The following is an 18865-nucleotide window of genomic DNA, read 5'->3' as shown; positions in this document are numbered from 1 at the left end:
CCGCCGCCACGGAGCAGTCCGAGGCACAGGTCGTCGGGTCACCGGTCTACCGAGGATCCACCACGCGTCGTGCCAGCACGGTGCAGGGCCTCGGCAGAGGATGCGTCACCCGGCAGGGGAGGCGTGTCGCGACTGGCTTCCGCTTGGGTCACCAGCGGGAGCCTTTGTTCATTTCCACGCCGAGCGTGGACGGCGCGAGGCCTCCGGACAGATCCCAACCAGGAGGACACATCAGCACCGAGCTTCGAATCAACGACCGGATCCGGGTTTCCGAGGTCCGCCTCGTTGGCCCCAGTGGCGAGACCGTCGGCATCGTTCCCACCGCCGACGCGCTGCGCCTTGCCCAGGAAGCCGACCTCGACCTCGTCGAGATCGCCCCGATGGCCCGCCCGCCGGTCTGCAAGCTCATGGACTACGGCAAGTTCAAGTACGAGAACGCCCAGAAGGCGCGCGAGGCCCGTCGCAACCAGACGAACGTGATCATCAAGGAGATGAAGCTTCGTCCGAAGATCGACGCCCACGACTACGAGACCAAGAAGGGTCACGTCGTGCGGTTCCTCCGCGCCGGGGACAAGGTCAAGATCACGATCATGTTCCGCGGTCGTGAGCAGCACCGTCCCGAGCTGGGCTTCCGTCTGCTGCAGCGTCTGGCCGAGGACGTCACCGAGCTCGGCTTCGTGGAGTCCTCGCCCAAGCAGGACGGCCGCAACATGATCATGGTCCTGGGCCCGCACAAGAAGAAGGCCGAGGCCAAGGTCGACATGCAGGCCCAGAAGGACAACAAGGCCGCCGAGCGTGCCGCGCTCGAGGCCGGTGAGCGCGCGGAGCGCGACGCCGCCCACGCCGCCGGGCCCGTGGCCAAGAAGAAGGAGCGTGGCCGCTCCGAGAACCTCGATCCCGAGATCGAGGCCTGAGACTCCCGCCGGGGCACCACCGTGCCCGTGGCTGACGACGAGAGAGAGATACAGATGCCGAAGAACAAGAGCCACTCCGGTGCCGGCAAGCGCTTCCGCGTGACCGGCTCGGGCAAGATCCTCCGCGAGAAGGCCGGCAAGCGCCACAACCTGGAGAAGAAGGCCTCCAAGGTCACGCGTCGCCTCACCGGCACCGTGGAGGTCGCCAAGGCCGACGTCCCGCGCGCCAAGAAGATGCTGGGTCTCTGACCCTCGTCCGCCCCTGGTGGCCGCGCCCGTCGCGACCGCCCACGCCGACCCGGTCGGCACCACCTCAGATCTTCCACCGCAACAAGGAGTAACAACGTGGCACGCGTCAAGCGGGCAGTGAACGCCCAGAAGAAGCGCCGGACGACCCTCGAGCGCGCCAGCGGCTACCGCGGCCAGCGCTCGCGCCTGTACCGCAAGGCCAAGGAGCAGGTCACCCACTCCCTGGTCTACAGCTACAACGACCGCCGCAAGAACAAGGGCAACTTCCGCAAGCTGTGGATCCAGCGCATCAACGCCGCCGCGCGTGCGCAGGGCATGACCTACAACCGCTTCATCCAGGGCCTCAACCTGGCCGGCATCGAGGTCGACCGCAAGATCCTCGCCGAGCTGGCCGTCAACGACGTCGCCGCGTTCAACGCGCTGGTGGAGACGGCCAAGGCCGCCCTGCCCGCCGACGTCAACGCGCCCAAGGCGGAGGCCTCGGCCTGACCACCGTCCCCCTGGCGACCGGCAACGGTCGTGTCAAGGAAGCGCGCAAGCTCAGCCGCCGCTCGGCCCGATCCGAGCGGCGGCTGTTCCTTGCCGACGGTCCGAAGGCCGTCGAGTCGGCCCTCGTGGTGCCCGGATGCGTGGTGGAGGTCTTCGCCACTCCCGCCGCCACCGAGCGCCACGCCGCGCTGTCCGCCGCGGCCACAGCGGCCGAGGCGGCCTGGACTCTCGTCGACGAGCGCGCCCTGGCCTCGCTGAGCGACGCCGTCAACCCGGCGGGGGTCGTGGCGGTGTGCCGGTTCCTCGACCGGCCGCTGGAGCACCTGCTCGACCCGGCGCCCCGCCTGGTCGCCCTCTGCGCCGACGTGCGCGACCCCGGCAACGCCGGCACGGTCGTCCGCACGGCCGACGCCGCCGGAGCCGGAGCCGTGGTGCTGGCCGGCAGCTCGGTCGACGCCTACAACCCCAAGACGGTGCGCGCCAGCGTCGGCAGCCTGTTCCAGGTGCCGGTCGCCGTGGCGGCCGACCCGGCCGACGCCGTACGCCGCGCGCAGTCCGCGGGGCTGCAGGTCCTCGCCGCCGACGGCGCCGGCGAGGTCGACCTCTTCGACGCCGACGACCTGCTGGCGGCCCCCACCGCGTGGCTGTTCGGCAACGAGGCGTGGGGACTGCCCGAGGAGCTGGCGGCACTGGCCGACCACCGGGTCCGCATCCCGATCCTCGGGCGGGCCGAGAGCCTCAACCTCTCCACCGCCGCGGCGCTCTGCCTCTACGCCTCCGCCCGCGCGCACCGCGTCTGAGCCGTCCCTCGGGCAGCCGGTGGGGTGCCTCGCCGGGGCCTAGGGTGGGCGGCGTGGACGCCCAGCAGCTCGCCGACTCCCTGCCCGACGGTGTCGTCGTCGCCGATGCCGAGGGCCGCGTCACACTCGTCTCCCGCGTGGCGGTGCAGATGCTCGGCCGCAGCGCCCTCGACGCGGTGGGCCGCGGCCTGGCCGAGGTGCTGGCCCTCCAGGACCAGGACGGCGCGGCGTGGTTCGACCACAACTGCCCCTACCGGGGGCTGGCGACGCGCACGGCCGTGCCGGAGCAGTCGTGGCTGCTGCCCGACGGCACCGAGGTGCTCGTGGCCGCGCGCATCCACCGTCCGGCGCTCGACCGCCCCGTGAGCAGCGTGGTGGTCACCCTCCGCTCCGGTCGCGGCCGGGCCCGGCTCGACCGGGAGCGCTCCGACCTGGTGGCCACGGTGGCCCACGAGCTGCGCTCCCCGCTCACCGGGGTCAAGGGCTTCGTCCAGGCCATGCTCAACCGCTGGGACAAGCTGAGCGACGACCAGAAGAAGCTGATGCTCACCACCGTCAGCGCCGACTCCGACCGGCTGAGCCGTCTCATCGCCGAGCTTCTCGACGTCGCCCGCATCGACACCGGGCGACTCCAGCTCTACCCCCGCCCCAGCGACGCCGCCGTGCTGACCGGGCGCATCGTGGAGTCGGTGCGGGCCGGCACCTCGCGCCCGGTGGTGCTGCACGTCGCCGACGACCTGCCGGAGATCTCCGCCGACCCCGACAAGTTCACCCAGGTCGTCACCAACCTGGTCGAGAACGGCGTGCGCCACGGCGAGGGCACGGTGACGGTGACCCTGGACCCGCTCGGCCCCGACCACGACCACGCCGGGGTCCGGGTCGTCGTGCAGGACGAGGGCGAGGGCATCCCGCTCGACCTGCGGCGCCGCGTCTTCACGAAGTTCTGGAAGGGCGGGGCGCGTGGCGGCACGGGCCTGGGCATGTACATCGTCGGGGGCCTGACCCGTGCCCACGGCGGCACCGTCAGCATCGGCGACGCCCCCGGCGGCGGCGCCAGCATCGTGCTCACCTGGCCCAGCCAGGACCGCCGACCGGAGTGACCCCGGTCGGGGCTGCCCCGGCGCGGCGGTCGTCCACGGGCCGGGCGGACGGCACGGCGTCGTCCAGGGCCGGCAACCGGTTCGCGGGCGGGGGCCGCGGCTTCCTAGACTGACCACGCCGCGCGCCGGAGTGCGCGGCCACCCGCTGGAAAGGCAGTCATGTCCGGTCCCAACACCGACTTCGACCCCGTGGAGGTCACCCCCTTGAAGTCCGAGGAGGTCGAGGCGGCGCGCGACGCCGCCGTGGCGGCCATCGAGGCCGCGACCGACCTGGAGCAGCTCAAGGCGGCCCGGCTCGAGCACGCGGGCGACCGCTCGGCGCTCGCCCTGGCCAACCGCGAGATCGGCGCGCTGCCCCCGCAGGCCCGCAAGGAGGCCGGCAAGCGCATCGGCCAGGCGCGCGGTGCCGTCAACCAGGCGCTCGCACGCCGCCAGCAGGTGCTCGAGGCCGAGCACGAGGAGCGGATGCTCGTCGAGGAGACCGTCGACGTCACCCTGCCCACCGACCGGCTCCCGGTCGGCGCCCGCCACCCCGTGACCACCGGCTCGGAGCTGATCGCCGACATCTTCGTCGCGATGGGCTGGGAGATCGCCGAGGGGCCGGTGCTCGAGGCCGAGTGGCTCAACTTCGACGCCCTCAACCTCGGCCCCGACCACCCGGCGCGCACGATGCAGGACACCTTCTGGGCCGACCCGGCCGACCACGGCGTCGTCCTGCGCACGCACACCTCGCCGGTGCAGGCGCGCTCGATGCTGACGCGCACCCCGCCGATCTACATCGCCTGCCCCGGTCGCGTCTTCCGCACCGACGAGTACGACGCGACCCACAGCCCGGTCTTCCACCAGGTCGAGGGCCTGGCCATCGACGAGGGCATCACCATGGCCCACCTCAAGGGCACCCTCGACCACCTGGTCTCCTCGCTGTTCGGCGCCGGGATCTCCACGCGCTTCCGCCCGTCGTACTTCCCCTTCACCGAGCCGTCGGCGGAGATGGACATGGTCTGCTTCGTGTGCCGCGGCACGGGGCTCGCCACGGGCGACGACGGCGCTGCCGACGCCGCGTCCTGCCGCACGTGCCGCGGCGAGGGCTGGATCGAGCTCGGCGGCTGCGGGGTGGTCAACCCCCGGGTGCTCACCGCCTGCGGCATCGACGCGGAGCGCTACACCGGCTTCGCGTTCGGCTTCGGCATCGACCGGATGCTGATGTTCCGCCACGGCATCGAGGACCTGCGCGCGCTCTTCGAGGGCGACGTCCGCTTCACCACCGCGTTCGGGAGTGAGATCTGATGAAGGCCCCTGTCTCGTGGATCCGCGAGCTCGTCGACCTGCCCGCCGACGTCACCACCGACGACCTCACCGCACGCCTGACCGCCCTGGGCCTCAAGCTCGAGGCCGTGGAGCGCGCCGGTGCCGGCATCACCGGCCCGCTCGTCGTGGGCCGCGTGCTCACCATGGAGCCGGAGCCGCAGAAGAACGGCAAGACCATCAACTGGTGCACCGTCGACGTCGGTGACGCCAACGGCACCGGTGAGCCGCAGGGCATCGTCTGCGGAGCCCACAACTTCGCCCCCGGCGACCTCGTCGTCACCGTCCTGCCCGGCGGCGTGCTGCCCGGTGACTTCCGGATCTCGGCGCGCAAGACCTACGGCCACGTCTCGGCCGGCATGATCTGCTCCTCCTCCGAGCTCGGGCTGGGCGAGGAGCACGACGGCATCATCGTGCTGCCCGCCGACGCCGGCGAGCCGGGCGACGACGTCTTCGACCTGCTCGGCCTGCGCGAGGAGGTCATCGAGTTCGAGATCAACCCCGACCGTGCCTACGCCCTCTCGCTGCGCGGCATCGCCCGCGAGGCGGCCCTGGCCTACGACCTGCCCTACGTCGACCCCGCCGAGCGCGACGTGCCGCCCGCCGACGACCACGGCCACCCGGTGGTGGTCGACGACGCCGCGGGCTGCCCGCTCTTCGTGGCGCGCACGGTCAACGGCTTCGACGCCACGGCCCCCACGCCGGACTGGATGGTCCGCCGCCTCCAGCAGGCCGGCATGCGCTCGATCTCCCTGGGCGTCGACGTGACCAACTACGTCATGCTGGAGCTGGGCCAGCCCCTGCACGCCTACGACGGCGACACCCTCGACGGGGCGATCCGGGTGCGGCGCGCCGAGCCGGGGGAGCGGATCACCACCCTCGACGACACCGACCGCGAGCTGTCGCCCGAGGACCTGCTCATCACCGACGCCACCGGCCCGATCGGCATCGCCGGCGTCATGGGCGGCGCCCGCACCGAGATGTCGGCCTCGACGACCCACGTGGTGGTGGAGTCGGCCCACTTCGACGCCACCTCGGTCTTCCGCTCCGGCAAGCGCCACCGCATCAGCTCCGAGGCCGGCAAGCGCAACGAGCGCGGCGTCGACCCGCGGCTGCCCGAGGTGGCCGCCGACCGCGCCGTCGAGCTGCTCACCGCCCTGGGCGGGGGCCGGGCCGACACGGGGGTGACCGTGGTCGGCCAGGCGCCCGCTCCGGCCGTGGTCCACGCCCGTGCCGACCTCCCCGCGCGGGTGACCGGCATGCCGATCAGCGCCGAGACGACGGTCGCGCACCTGCGCGCGGTCGGCTGCACGGTCGAGGTCGACGGCGAGGTCCTCACGGTCACGGCGCCGACCTGGCGCCCCGACGTCACCGACCCCTTCGACCTGGTCGAGGAGGTCGCCCGCATCGTCGGCTACGACGAGGTGCCCTCGGTGCTGCCCACCGAGGCCGCGGGGCGCGGTCTGACCCGCGAGCAGCGACTGCGCCGTCGGGTGGGCCGGGTGCTCGCGGGCGCCGGGTGCGTGGAGGCGATCAGCTTCCCGTTCGTCGGCGAGGCGACGTTCGACGCGCTCGGGCTGCCGGCCGAGGACCCGCTGCGCCGCACGGTGCGCCTGGCCAACCCGATCAGCTCCGAGGAGCCGGCGTACACCACGACGCTGCTGCCGGGCCTGCTGCGCGCCGCGGCCCGCAACCGGGGGCGCGGGGCCGCCGGTGTCGCCCTCTTCGAGACCGGCACGGTGGCCTTCCCGGTCGACGGCGGCCCCGCCCCGATCTACGGCGTCGAGCAGCGCCCCTCCGACGCCGAGCTGCAGGCCCTGCTCGACGCCATCCCGCGCCAGCCGCAGCACCTGTCGGTGGTGCTGGCCGGTGAGCGCGAGCGCGCCGGCTGGTGGGGCGAGGGCCGCGACGCCGGCTGGGCCGACGCGCTCGCCGTGCTCCGCCGCGTCGCGACCGAGCTCGGCATCGGGCTGGAGGTCGCCGCGGCCACCCGGATGCCCTGGCACCCGGGCCGCTGCGCCGAGGTCGCCGTCGGCGACGGTGACGACCGGGTCGTGGTCGGCCACGCCGGCGAGCTGCACCCGCGGGTCTGCAAGGCCTTCGACCTCCCGGCACGCTCCGCCGCGGTCGAGGTCGACCTCGACGCCCTTCTGCGCCACGCGGTCGACGTCGTGCCGGGCCCGGTGGTCTCGGGCTTCCCGCTCGCCAAGGAGGACGTCGCCCTCGTGGTGGCGGAGTCGGTGACGGCCGCCGACGTCGAGGCCGCCCTGGTGGCGGGCGCCGGCGAGCTGCTGGAGTCGATCCGGCTCTTCGACGTCTACCGCTCCGAGCAGCTCGGCGAGGGACGCAAGTCGCTGGCCTTCGCCCTGCGCCTGCGTGCCCCCGACCGCACGCTGACCGACGACGAGATCGTCGCGGCCCGACAGTCCGCCGTCGACGCGGCCGTCGAGCTCACCGGCGCCGTCCAGCGCGTCTGAAGTCCCCGCGGCTCCGCACCCTGCGTGCGGAGCCGCGGTCGCCCGCCCCGGGCCTCCCCACCGCAGCACCCGTCCCACACTCAACCGGCGCAATCGCGTGCGGTCGCTGGTGGGACGTTGGGTGGTGTGCGCAAGTGGCGCAATTGCGTGGGGTCGCTGGTGGTGGGCGCGGTGGTTTGCGTGGCTGGTGCTGGTGGGGCGCTGGGTGGTGTGCGCAAGTGGCGCAATTGCGTGTGGGGTCGCTGGCGTGGTCGCGTGGGTTTGCGTGGCTGGTGCCGATGCTGCGCTGAGTCGGGTGCGCCACCGGCGCAATTGCGCGCCGCCGCGTGCTGCCTCTCGCGCGGCTGCTGCGGACGCCCGGCCCGCTCGCCCGTCAGCGGCTTCGCCCGCCCCCCCCGCACCGCGTGCGACCCGCACCGCGTGCGAGCCGGGCCCACGGCGGGCGCGGCGCTTCCGGCGTCGCTGCGACCCACGCAGGCGTCACGTCAAGAACCACTTGCACATGCTCATGCATTGACTTGTATAGTCATGCACATGACGAGGAGACGTGTCGCTGTCGCCGGTGCCAGCGGTTATGCCGGGGGAGAGGTCCTGCGCCTGCTGCTGGGCCACCCCGAGGTGGAGATCGGCGCCCTGACCGGTGCCTCCAACGCGGGCCAGCCCCTGGGCGCGCTGCAGCCGCACCTGGTGCCGCTGGCCGACCGGGTCCTGGAGGAGACGACGCTCGAGGTGCTCTCGGGCCACGACGTGGTCTTCCTCGCCCTGCCCCACGGCCAGTCCGGCGAGCTCGCCGCCCAGCTCGGGGACGACACGATCGTCATCGACTGCGGCGCCGACTTCCGTCTCGAGGACCCCGCCGCCTGGGCGCAGTTCTACGGCGGCGACCACGCCGGCACGTGGCCCTACGGCCTGCCCGAGCTCCCCGGCCAGCGCGAGCGTCTCGAGGGCCGCACGCGCTTCGCCGTGCCGGGCTGCTACCCCACCGTGTCCTCGCTGACCCTCGCCCCGGCCATCGCCGCCGGGCTGGTGCACCCCGAGGTCGTCGTGGTCGCGGCCTCCGGCACGAGCGGTGCCGGCAAGGCGGCCAAGACCAACCTGCTGGGCAGCGAGGTGATGGGCAACGCCAGCGCCTACGGCGTCGGCGGCACCCACCGTCACACCCCCGAGATCACCCAGAACCTCTCGCGCCTCGTCGAGGGCACGGTCAGCGTCAGCTTCACCCCGCTGCTGGTGCCGATGCCGCGGGGCATCCTGGCGACCTGCTCGGCCCCGCTGGTCGACCCGGTCAGCGCGGAGGAGGCCTACGACGTCTACGCCGAGGCCTACGCCGACGAGCCGTTCGTGCACCTGCTGCCCGCGGGCCTGTGGCCCCAGACCAAGTCGGTGACCGGCTCCAACGCCGTGCACGTGCAGGTCACCGTCGACGAGGCCGCCGGCCGCCTGGTGGCGGTCGGTGCGGTCGACAACCTCGCCAAGGGCACCGGCGGTGCGGCGGTGCAGTGCATGAACATCGCGCTCGGCATCGACGAGACCACCGGCCTCACCGCCGTCGGGATCGCGCCGTGAGCAGCGACCAGCCGGCGGAGACCGGCACCCACGAGGACGGCCCCGCCGCGTCGGGCGGCACGGTGTCGTACGTGCTGCAGCAGTTCCCCGAGAAGCTCGCGCTGGTGAAGCTCCCGGTCGGCGCCGAGGTGCCGAGCTGGGCGGAGTCGTCGTCGCTGTTCTCCGTCACGGCGACCGCCACCGAGACCACGCTGATCTGCGCGGGCCGCAACGTGCCCACCAAGCAGGTCGCCCACAAGGGCCTGGTCGCCTTCTCGGTGCAGGGCCCGATCCCGACCGAGGCGACCGGGGTGCTGGCCGCGCTGCTGGTGCCGCTGGCCGAGGAGCAGATCAGCGTCTTCTCGATCTCCACCTTCGAGACCGACTGGGTGCTGGTGCCCTCGGGCGCCACCGAGCGCGCCGCCGAGGCCTGGCGCCGTCACGGCCACACGGTGCGACCCGCGGTGCCCGTCGGCGCGTCACGGGCACCGCGCGAGCGCGAGCCGCGTGCCGGCAACGGCACCGACAAGCCTCCACGCACGACCGGTCGCTCCCGCAAGGATCCGCAGTCCGACCAGCAGCCCGACCGGCGTTCCGGCTCCAGCAGCAGCGAGAAGAGGAAGAGATGAGCGTCACCACCCCCGCCGGCTTCGTCGCCGCCGGCGTCGAGGCCGGCCTGAAGGCCTCCGGCGGCAAGGACGTCGCCCTGGTGGTCAACCAGGGGCCCTCCCACGACTCCGCCACCGTCTTCACCGCCAATCGCTGCAAGGCCAACCCGGTGCTGTGGAGCCAGGAGGTCGTCAAGGACGGCACCGTGCGCGCGGTCGTCCTCAACTCCGGCGGCGCCAACTGCTACACCGGCCCCGAGGGTTTCCAGACCACCCACGCGGTCGCCGAGCGCGTCGCCGACCACCTCGGCATCGGAGCCCTCGACGTCGTCGTCTGCTCCACGGGTCTGATCGGCCTGACCAACGACCGCGAGCAGGTCCTCGCGGGCGTCGACGCCGCCCACGCCGCCCTCTCCGCCGACGGCGGCGACCAGGCCGCCCACGCGATCATGACCACCGACTCGGTGAGCAAGCAGGTCGTGGTCGAGGGCGCGGGCTGGTCGGTCGGCGGCATGGCGAAGGGTGCCGGCATGCTGGCGCCGCAGCTGGCCACGATGCTCGTCGTGCTCACCACCGACGCCGTCGTGCCCGCCGCCGACCTCGACACCGCGCTGCGCGCGGCGACCCGGGTCTCCTTCGACCGGCTCGACTCCGACGGATGCATGTCGACCAACGACACCGTCACGGTGATGGCCAGCGGCGCCAGCGGCATCACGCCCTCGGTCGACGACTTCACCGACGCCCTGACCCAGGCGTGCACCGACCTGGCGATGCAGCTGCTCAAGGACGCCGAGGGCGCCGACCACGAGATCGCGATCACGACCCTCAACGCCGCCTCCGAGGAGGACGCCGTCGAGGTCGGGCGCAGCGTGGCCCGCAGCAACCTCTTCAAGGCCGCGATCTTCGGCAACGACCCCAACTGGGGCCGCGTGCTCGCCAGCATCGGCACCACGCAGGCGGCCTTCGACCCCGCCGACCTCGACGTCGCCATGAACGGCGTCTGGGTCTGCCAGCGCTCCACCCCGCACGCCGACCCCGAGACCGTCGACCTCACCGGCCGCGAGGTCAGCGTGACCATCGACCTCAAGGCGGGCTCCGAGCGGGCCACCGTCTGGACCAACGACCTCACCCACGCCTACGTCCACGAGAACAGCGCCTACTCATCATGAACGATTCCAGCACCGGAGAATTCACCGTCGGCAAGCCCGACCAGGCCAAGGCCCGCACGCTCGCCGCCGCCCTGCCCTGGCTGAAGCAGTACCACGGCAAGATCGTGGTCGTGAAGTACGGCGGCAACGCCATGACCGACGACTCCCTCAAGCGGGCCTTCGCCGAGGACATCGCCTTCCTGCGCTTCGCCGGCTTCCGACCCGTCGTCGTGCACGGCGGCGGGCCGCAGATCTCGAGCATGCTCGACCGCCTCGGCATCGAGTCGGAGTTCCGCGGCGGCCTGCGCGTGACCACGCCGGAGGCGATGGACGTCGTGCGCATGGTGCTGGTGGGCCAGGTCCAGCGCGAGCTGGTGGGACTCATCAACGAGCACGGCCCTTTGGCCGTGGGCTGCTCCGGCGAGGACGCCGGGCTGTTCACCGCCACCGCCACCGGCACGGTCGTCGACGGCGAGGAGGTCGACCTCGGCCTGGTCGGCGAGGTGACCCGCGTGCGCCCGGAGTCGGTGCTCGACCTCATCGAGGCCGGCCGCATCCCGGTGGTCTCCTCGGTGGCCCCCGACGAGGACGGCACCGTCCACAACGTCAACGCCGACTCCGCGGCCGCCGCCCTGGCCGTGGCGCTGAAGGCGGAGAAGCTGCTCGTGCTGACCGACGTCGAGGGGCTCTTCCTCGACTGGCCCGACTCCGAGGACGTCGTGGGCGAGATCAGCCCCGAGTCCCTGGCCGAGGTCATCCCCTCGCTGGCCAGCGGCATGGTCCCGAAGATGGGCGCGTGCCTGCTGGCGGTCGAGGGCGGGGTGCCGCGCGCCACCGTCGTCGACGGGCGCGAGCCGCACGCCGTGCTGCTGGAGCTGTTCACCAAGGAGGGCGTCGGCACGCAGGTGCTGCCCGGCGTCGAGACCAAGACCCGCAAGGCCCGGGAGACCCAGCCATGACCGAGCAGCAGGCGCTGCAGGAGCGCTACGCCGACTCCCTGATGAACACCTTCGGCCCGCCCAAGCTCGTGCTGACGCGCGGGGAGGGTGCGCACGTGTGGGACGCCGACGGCAAGGAGTACGTCGACCTGCTCGGCGGCATCGCCGTCAACGCGCTGGGCCACGCCCACCCGGCGCTGGTCGAGGCGGTCACGACGCAGCTGTCGACGCTGGGCCACATCTCCAACTTCTTCACCAGCGCCCCCCAGGTCGAGCTGGCCGAGCGTCTCCTGGCGTTCGCGGGCGCCGAGGGCAAGGCCTTCTTCGCCAACTCCGGCGCGGAGGCCAACGAGGCCGCCTTCAAGCTGACCCGCCGCACCGGGCGCACCCACGTGGTGGTCGCCGAGGGCGGCTTCCACGGCCGCACCATGGGCGCGCTCGCCCTGACCTCGAAGCAGGCCTACCGCGCTCCCTTCGAGCCGCTGCCGGGCCACGTCGAGTTCGTGCCGTACGGCGACGAGGCGGCGCTGGCCGCCGCCGTCACCGACGACACCGCCGCGGTCCTGCTCGAGCCGATCCAGGGCGAGGCCGGTGTCGTGGTCGCGCCCGAGGGCTACCTCGCCGCGGCGCGGCGTGTCGCCGACGAGCACGGCGCGCTGCTGTGGTTCGACGAGGTCCAGTCGGGCATGGGCCGCACCGGCTCCTGGTACGCCCACCTGCCCTCCGGCGTGGTGCCCGACGTCATCACGCTGGCCAAGGGCCTGGGCGGGGGCTTCCCCATCGGCGCGGTCCTCGGACTGGGCCGCGCCGCGGACCTCTTCGACCCCGGCAACCACGGCACGACCTTCGGCGGCAACCCGGTGGCCTGCGCCGCCGCGCTGGCCGTGGTGCGCACCATCGAGTCCGAGGGCCTGCTGGCCCACGCCGTCGAGGCGGGTGACCGGCTGCGCGCCGGTCTGATCGCCGACCCGCGGGTGACGGAGGTCAGGGGTGAAGGACTGCTGATCGGCCTTGACCTGGTCTCGGAGCACGCCGCCGAGGTCACCGCGGCCGCGATGGCCCACGGCTACATCGTCAACAACCCCACGCCTCGTCGGATCCGGCTCGCCCCGCCGCTCGTGCTGGGCACCGCCGACGTCGACGCCTTCCTCGCGGCGTGGCCGCGGATCCTCGACGACGCGGGCGTCTCGTGAGCGCCCCGGCCCCCACCGGAGCGGTCCTGCCTCCCGCGGTGGCCCTGCGGCACTTCCTGCGCGACGACGACCTGTCGCCGGCCGAGCAGTCCCGCGTGCTCGACCTCGCCGCCGAGCTCAAGGCCTCCCCGCACCAGCAGCGCCCCCTGGCCGGTCCCCGGTCGGTGGCGATGATCTTCGACAAGCCGACGCTGCGCACCCAGACCTCGTTCTCGGCCGGCATCGCCGAGCTCGGCGGGTTCCCCATGGTCGTCGAGGGCAGGCTGGCCGGCATCGGCGTGCGCGAGTCGGTTGAGGACGTCGCGCGGGTGCTCGGTCGCCAGGTGGCCGCCGTCGTGTGGCGCACCTTCCACCAGTCCGACCTCGACACGATGGCCGCCCACGCCGGCGTGCCGGTCGTCAACGCCCTCACCGACGAGTTCCACCCCTGCCAGCTGGTGGCCGACCTGCTGACGGTGCGCGAGCACAAGGGCGACCTCGCCGGCCTGACGGCCGCCTTCGTCGGCGACGCGGCGTGCAACATGGGCAACTCCTGGCTGCTGGCCGGGGCCACCGCCGGCATGCACGTGCGTGTCAGCGCCCCGGAGGGCTACCTGCCCGACGAAGCGATGTTCGCCCGGGCCGCCGAGATCGCCGCCGGCACCGGCGGCTCGGTGGCGGCGGTCGCCGACCCGGTGGCCGCGGTCACCGGCGCCGACGTCGTGGTGACCGACACCTGGGTCTCGATGGGCAAGGAGGAGGAGGCCGAGGCGAGGGCGGCGGTGTTCGCGCCGTGGTCGCTGACGACGCGGCTCCTGGCCCACGCGCGACCCGACGCCGTGGCGCTGCACTGCCTGCCGGCCTACCGCGGCAAGGAGATCGACGCCGAGGTGCTCGAGGGACCGCAGAGCGTGGTCTGGGACGAGGCGGAGAACCGGCGCCACGCGCAGAAGGCCGTCCTGGCGTTCCTGCTCGACCCCTCGCTCGCGCAGGACCCGACGGCGGGGGAGAGGTGAGCCTGATGACCGAGTCGGTCCTGCGGCCCGCGACCAAGAACGCGCGCCACCAGCTGATCGTCGAGCTGGTCTCCACCCAGGAGGTCCACTCGCAGGGCGAGCTCGCCGTGCTGCTGGCCGAGAGCGGTGTCCGGGTCACCCAGGCCACGCTCTCGCGCGACCTGGTCGAGCTCGACGCCGTCAAGGTGCGCGCCGCCTCCGGTGCGCTGGTCTACGCCGTGCCCGGTGAGGGCGGCGACCGTCGCCCGGCCCCGCCGGCCGACTCGGCCGCGGCCCGCGCGCGACTGGCCCGGCTGTGCGCGGAGCTCCTCGTGAGCGCCGACGCGAGCGCCAACCTCGTGGTGCTGCGCACCCCGCCCGGCGCGGCGCAGTTCCTCGGCAGCGCCTTCGACAAGGCCGACTTCCCCGACATCCTCGGCACCATCGCCGGTGACGACACCGTCCTGGTCATCGGTCGCGACCCCGCGGGCGGCGACGACCTGGCCCGACGATTCCTGGCGCTGGCCGAGACCCACGTGCCGCCGGCGCCCTGACCCCCGTCGCACCTCCCCGCACGTCCTGACGCCGCGGCGCCCCGCCCCGCTCGGAGCGTGCGCCGCCCCACCAGACTTCCGTCCCGATCCCCAAGGAGCCCCACCGTGAGCAAGGTCCTCACCACCCTGCCGAAGGGCGAGCGCGTCGGCATCGCGTTCTCCGGCGGCCTCGACACCTCCGTCGCCGTCGCCTGGATGCGCGACAAGGGTGCGGTGCCCTGCACCTACACCGCCGACATCGGGCAGTACGACGAGCCCGACATCTCCGGTGTGCCCGACCGCGCCCTGCAGTACGGCGCCGAGATCGCCCGCGCCGTCGACTGCCGGACCCAGCTGGTCGAGGAGGGCTTCGCCGCCATCGCCTGCGGTGCCTTCCACATCCGCTCCGGCGGCCGCACCTACTTCAACACCACCCCGCTCGGCCGCGCCGTCACCGGCACGATGCTGGTGCGAGCCATGCACGAGGACGGCGTCGACATCTGGGGCGACGGGTCGACCTTCAAGGGCAACGACATCGAGCGGTTCTACCGCTACGGGCTGCTGGCCAACCCCGCCCTGCGCATCTACAAGCCCTGGCTCGACGCCGACTTCGTGCACGAGCTGGGCGGTCGCGCCGAGATGAGCCAGTGGCTGACCGAGCACGGTCTGCCGTACCGCGACAGCGCCGAGAAGGCCTACTCCACCGACGCCAACATCTGGGGCGCCACCCACGAGGCCAAGGTGCTCGAGCACCTCGACGCCTCCCTCGAGCTGGTCGAGCCGATCATGGGCGTGAAGTTCTGGGACCCCGCCGTCGACATCGCCACCGAGGACGTCACGATCCGCTTCGACCAGGGCCGCCCCGTGGCGATCAACGGCCAGACCTTCGCCGACCCCGTGGCCCTGGTGCACGAGGCCAACACCGTGGGCGGGCGTCACGGGCTGGGCATGTCGGACCAGATCGAGAACCGCATCATCGAGGCCAAGTCGCGCGGCATCTACGAGGCCCCGGGCATGGCGCTGCTGTGGATCGCCTACGAGCGCCTGCTCAACGCGATCCACAACGAGGACACGGTCGCCAGCTACCACAACGAGGGCCGCCGCCTCGGCCGGCTGCTCTACGAGGGCCGCTGGCTGGACCCCCAGGCGCTCATGCTGAGGGAGTCGATCCAGCGCTGGATCGCCTCGCTGGTCACCGGCGAGGTCACGCTGCGCCTGCGGCGCGGCGAGGACTACACCGTCCTGCGCACCGACGGGCCGGCCTTCTCCTACCACCCCGACAAGCTGTCCATGGAGCGCACCGAGAACGCCGCGTTCGGGCCCACCGACCGCATCGGCCAGCTCACGATGCGCAACCTCGACATCGCCGACTCGCGCGCCAAGCTCGAGCTCTACGCCACCCAGCCGCTCGACCAGGGTCAGGTGCTGGTCGAGAACGGCACCCTCTTCGGTGAGCTCGAGCCGGGCGGTGCGAAGCGCATCGCCACGCGCCCGGCCGGCGAGGGCGACATCGACGACGAGGCGCTCGACCACGCGGCCATGGAGTTCGGCACCGACTGATGGAGCCGATCCTGCGCCGCAGCGCCCGGGTGGTGCCGGTCAGCGCGACGGGCGAGGTCCTGCTGCTGCTCGACCACGACCCCGAGCGTCCCGACGCCCCGCGCTGGGGCACCGTCGGCGGTGGCGTCGACGAGGGGGAGTCCCTCGTCGACGCCGCCCTGCGCGAGCTGCACGAGGAGACCGGGGTCCGGGCGGGGGCGGCCGACCTGGTGGGGCCCTTCCACCACCAGGTGCAGGACTTCTCCTGGCGCGGCACGACCTACCGGGGCGACGCGACCTTCTTCGCCCTCGCCCTCGACCGGGCGCAGGAGGTCGTCTTCGACCACCTCGAGGAGGCCGAGGTGGGGGTCGTCCTCGAGGCGCGCTGGTGGACCCCCGACGACCTGGCCGACGACGGCCGGCTCGTCTCGCCCGACCTGTGCGACATCATGACCGCGGCCGTCCGGGCCGTCCTGGGAGGAGACCAGTGAGCACCACGAACACCGGCAAGCTGTGGGGAGGCCGCTTCGCCGGCGGCCCGTCGCCGGAGCTGGAGGCGCTGTCGCGCTCCACCCACTTCGACTGGCGACTCACGCCCTACGACCTCGCCGGGTCGCGCGCCCACGCCAACGCGCTGCACCGCGCCGGCCTGCTCACCGAGGCCGACCACGTCGAGCTGCTGCGCGGCCTCGACGCGCTGGGGGAGCGGTACGCCGCCGGCACCCTGCGGCCAGACGACTCCGACGAGGACGTGCACGGCGCCCTCGAGCGGCTGCTGCTCGAGGAGGTCGGACCCGACGTCGGCGGGCGACTGCGGGCGGGTCGCAGCCGCAACGACCAGATCGCGACGCTGTTCAAGGTCTTCCTGCGTGACCACTGCCGCGTGGTGGTCGGGCAGGTGCTCGACCTCGTGGACGTGCTGGCGGCCCAGGCCTCCGACCACCTGGCGGGCACGCCCACCGTCATGCCCGGCCGCACCCACCTGCAGCACGCGCAGCCGGTGCTGCTGGCCCACCACCTGATGGCCCACGCCTGGCCCCTGCTGCGCGACGTCGACCGGTTCCTCGACTGGGACGCCCGTGTCGCGGCCGACTCGCCGTACGGCTCGGGGGCTCTCGCGGGCCAGAGCCTCGGGCTCGACCCGGTGGGCGTGAGCGCCGAGCTCGGGTTCACCGGCTCCAGCGCCAACTCCATCGACGGCACCGCCGCGCGCGACTTCGTGGCCGAGTTCGCCTTCGTGTGCGCCCAGGTCGGGGTCGACGTCAGCCGCCTGGCCGAGGAGGTCATCCTCTGGTCGACCCGGGAGTTCGGCTTCGCGACGCTGCACGACTCTTGGTCGACGGGCTCGAGCATCATGCCGCAGAAGAAGAACCCCGACATCGCCGAGCTGGCCCGCGGCAAGGCCGGACGGCTCGTCGGCAACCTCTCGGGTCTGCTGGCCACCCTGAAGGCTCTCCCCCTGGCCTACAACCGCGACCTCCAGGAGGACAAGGAGCCGGTCTTCGACTCCGTCGACACCCTCGAGGTGCTGCTCCCGGCCTTCACCGGCATGGTCGCGACCCTCGTCTTCGACCGTGAGCGGCTCAGGGAGCTCGCTCCCCAGGGGTTCTCCCTCGCCACCGACGTCGCCGAGTGGCTGGTGCGGGAGAACGTGCCGTTCCGCGTCGCCCACGAGCTCGCGGGCGCCTGCGTGCGCCGGTGCGAGGAGCTGGGCCTGGAGCTGCACGAGCTCACCGACGAGCAGTTCGCGGCGATCTCGCCGGCCCTGACCCCGGGGGTGCGCGACGTGCTCAGCGCCGAGGGCTCCGTCGCCTCCCGCGACGGTCGCGGTGGCACCGCCCCCGTCCGGGTGCGCGAGCAGCTCGACGAGCTCGGTGCGGTCGTGGCCGCGCACCGCGCCCGGCTCGGCTCCTGAGCCGACACACATGAGCGGCGCGCGTCCCGGGCCCGACGACCTGGCGGCGCTGCTCGCCGGCCCGGTGGAGCGCGTCGCGCCGCTGCTGCTCGGTGCCGTGGTCTCCCACGCCGTGGTGTCGATCCGCCTCACGGAGGTCGAGGCCTACGGCGGCGCCGACGACGCCGGCTCCCACGCCCATCGCGGTCCCACCCGCCGCAACGCCACGATGTTCGGCCCCGCCGGGCGGCTCTACGTCTACCTCTCCTACGGCCTGCACGTGTGCGCCAACGTCGTCACCGGTCCCGAGGGATCACCCGGTGCGGTGCTGCTGCGTGCCGGCGAGGTCGTGGCGGGTGCCGACGAGGCCCGGTCTCGACGGCGCACCGGCGTCGCCCGCGACCTCGCCCGGGGGCCGGGACGGCTCGGCCAGGCCCTCGGCCTGCGGCTCGACCTCGACGGCACGGATCTCCTGGCCCCGAGCACCGTCACCCTGCAGCCGGGGGAGCTGGTCACCGCCGTGGAGCGGGGGCCACGGGTGGGGCTCCGGGGCGACGCTGAGCGGCCGTGGCGCTTCTGGATCGCGGACGAACCGACCGTCAGCGCCTACCGCAAGGCACCCCCGTTGGGGTGTTGACGCCCTGATTTGGCCTGCCCGCAACACGTGTGTAACGTTCTTCCTGTCGCAGCGAGCAGCTGCCACTCGGACCGAGAGGTCACCCGAGTGGTTGACGCATGTGCGGCGGCCGGATCGTACGGCAGGGAGTCACTCCGACGGAGTTGACGCGCTGAGGTCGGACCGGTAAGTTTCTGCAGGTTGCCCCGCCGCTTCGACCGCAAGGTCGCAGGACGGTGTGCGTCTGATTCTTGAGAACTCAACAGTGTGTCATAGTCGACGAATTAGTTTGTTATGCCCCGTTGGCTGATCTCCTTTTTGGGGGGTTGGTTGATGGTTTCTTTGGTAAGACAATGATTCTGACATCATGTCAGGGTTTTGTTCTTGTCAGGCATCTCTTTTTCCTCGCGTCCTTCGTGGGTGTGGGGTGTTGTTTTTCAACGGAGAGTTTGATCCTGGCTCAGGACGAACGCTGGCGGCGTGCTTAACACATGCAAGTCGAGCGGTAAGGCCTCTTCGGGGGTACACGAGCGGCGAACGGGT

At 72.8% G+C, this 18865-nt stretch carries 18 protein-coding genes and 1 rRNA gene; all 19 read left to right on the top strand.

Going from position 1 to position 18865, the window contains the following annotated elements; all coding sequences use genetic code 11:
- Positions 1 to 80 precede the first annotated feature (80 nt).
- Positions 81 to 914 carry a translation initiation factor IF-3 gene (infC, locus tag IR170_RS19070; RefSeq protein ID WP_319805177.1) on the top strand — a complete coding sequence of 278 codons (834 nt, stop codon included), beginning with the start codon at positions 81 to 83 and terminating at the stop codon, positions 912 to 914.
- 54 nt (positions 915 to 968) lie between these two features.
- The gene (rpmI, locus tag IR170_RS19065) at positions 969 to 1163 is read left to right on the top strand and encodes a 50S ribosomal protein L35 (protein ID WP_056862815.1); all 195 of its coding nucleotides are present in this window, start codon (positions 969 to 971) and stop codon (positions 1161 to 1163) included.
- 96 nt (positions 1164 to 1259) lie between these two features.
- Complete coding sequence (rplT, locus tag IR170_RS19060) at positions 1260 to 1652, top strand: 50S ribosomal protein L20 (RefSeq protein ID WP_193666486.1); 393 nt, start codon at positions 1260 to 1262, stop codon at positions 1650 to 1652.
- A complete protein-coding gene (locus IR170_RS19055) occupies positions 1649 to 2452 on the top strand; it encodes a TrmH family RNA methyltransferase (protein WP_193666505.1) in 804 nt (267 codons plus the stop codon). The genes rplT and IR170_RS19055 overlap by 4 nt, the downstream gene beginning before the upstream one ends.
- A 53-nt stretch (positions 2453 to 2505) precedes the next feature.
- Entirely contained in the window at positions 2506 to 3552 is a 1047-nt protein-coding gene (locus IR170_RS19050) for a sensor histidine kinase (protein ID WP_193666485.1), read from the top strand.
- Positions 3553 to 3711: 159 nt separating this feature from the next.
- Positions 3712 to 4839, top strand: a complete 1128-nt coding sequence (gene pheS / locus IR170_RS19045) for a phenylalanine--tRNA ligase subunit alpha (RefSeq protein ID WP_193666484.1) — start codon at positions 3712 to 3714, stop codon at positions 4837 to 4839.
- Entirely contained in the window at positions 4839 to 7334 is a 2496-nt protein-coding gene (pheT, locus tag IR170_RS19040; protein WP_193666483.1) for a phenylalanine--tRNA ligase subunit beta, read from the top strand. Before pheS ends, pheT begins: the two co-directional genes overlap by 1 nt.
- Before the next feature lie 528 nt (positions 7335 to 7862).
- Positions 7863 to 8900, top strand: a complete 1038-nt coding sequence (argC, locus tag IR170_RS19035; protein WP_156697730.1) for an N-acetyl-gamma-glutamyl-phosphate reductase — start codon at positions 7863 to 7865, stop codon at positions 8898 to 8900.
- The gene (locus IR170_RS19030) at positions 8897 to 9508 is read left to right on the top strand and encodes an ACT domain-containing protein (RefSeq protein ID WP_193666482.1); all 612 of its coding nucleotides are present in this window, start codon (positions 8897 to 8899) and stop codon (positions 9506 to 9508) included. Before argC ends, IR170_RS19030 begins: the two co-directional genes overlap by 4 nt.
- On the top strand, positions 9505 to 10656 hold the full coding sequence (gene argJ / locus IR170_RS19025) for a bifunctional glutamate N-acetyltransferase/amino-acid acetyltransferase ArgJ (protein ID WP_193666481.1): 1152 nt from the start codon (positions 9505 to 9507) through the stop codon (positions 10654 to 10656). Before IR170_RS19030 ends, argJ begins: the two co-directional genes overlap by 4 nt.
- A complete protein-coding gene (gene argB / locus IR170_RS19020; RefSeq protein WP_193666480.1) occupies positions 10653 to 11594 on the top strand; it encodes an acetylglutamate kinase in 942 nt (313 codons plus the stop codon). The genes argJ and argB overlap by 4 nt, the downstream gene beginning before the upstream one ends.
- Positions 11591 to 12766 (top strand): acetylornithine transaminase, encoded by a 1176-nt coding sequence (locus tag IR170_RS19015; RefSeq protein WP_193666479.1) that lies wholly within the window; start codon positions 11591 to 11593, stop codon positions 12764 to 12766. Before argB ends, IR170_RS19015 begins: the two co-directional genes overlap by 4 nt.
- Positions 12763 to 13761, top strand: coding sequence for an ornithine carbamoyltransferase (argF, locus tag IR170_RS19010; RefSeq protein WP_319805176.1), 999 nt, complete (start codon positions 12763 to 12765; stop codon positions 13759 to 13761). Before IR170_RS19015 ends, argF begins: the two co-directional genes overlap by 4 nt.
- Before the next feature lie 5 nt (positions 13762 to 13766).
- The gene (locus IR170_RS19005; RefSeq protein WP_056862824.1) at positions 13767 to 14294 is read left to right on the top strand and encodes an arginine repressor; all 528 of its coding nucleotides are present in this window, start codon (positions 13767 to 13769) and stop codon (positions 14292 to 14294) included.
- A 105-nt stretch (positions 14295 to 14399) separates the two neighbouring features.
- Positions 14400 to 15833 (top strand): argininosuccinate synthase, encoded by a 1434-nt coding sequence (gene argG / locus IR170_RS19000; protein WP_056862825.1) that lies wholly within the window; start codon positions 14400 to 14402, stop codon positions 15831 to 15833.
- Positions 15833 to 16303 (top strand): NUDIX hydrolase, encoded by a 471-nt coding sequence (locus tag IR170_RS18995; RefSeq protein WP_193666478.1) that lies wholly within the window; start codon positions 15833 to 15835, stop codon positions 16301 to 16303. The genes argG and IR170_RS18995 overlap by 1 nt, the downstream gene beginning before the upstream one ends.
- Positions 16300 to 17727 (top strand): argininosuccinate lyase, encoded by a 1428-nt coding sequence (gene argH / locus IR170_RS18990; RefSeq protein WP_193666477.1) that lies wholly within the window; start codon positions 16300 to 16302, stop codon positions 17725 to 17727. The genes IR170_RS18995 and argH overlap by 4 nt, the downstream gene beginning before the upstream one ends.
- Positions 17728 to 17737: 10 nt before the next feature.
- Entirely contained in the window at positions 17738 to 18343 is a 606-nt protein-coding gene (locus tag IR170_RS18985; RefSeq protein ID WP_193666476.1) for a DNA-3-methyladenine glycosylase, read from the top strand.
- A gap of 416 nt (positions 18344 to 18759) precedes the next feature.
- A 16S ribosomal RNA gene (locus tag IR170_RS18980) occupies positions 18760 to 18865 on the top strand; the annotation flags it as partial.

It is taken from the genome of Nocardioides kribbensis (genome assembly GCF_015070375.1).
In the GTDB taxonomy this organism is placed as follows: Bacteria; Actinomycetota; Actinomycetes; order Propionibacteriales; family Nocardioidaceae; genus Nocardioides; species Nocardioides kribbensis.
This window is presented reverse-complemented; position numbering and strand designations above follow the sequence as displayed.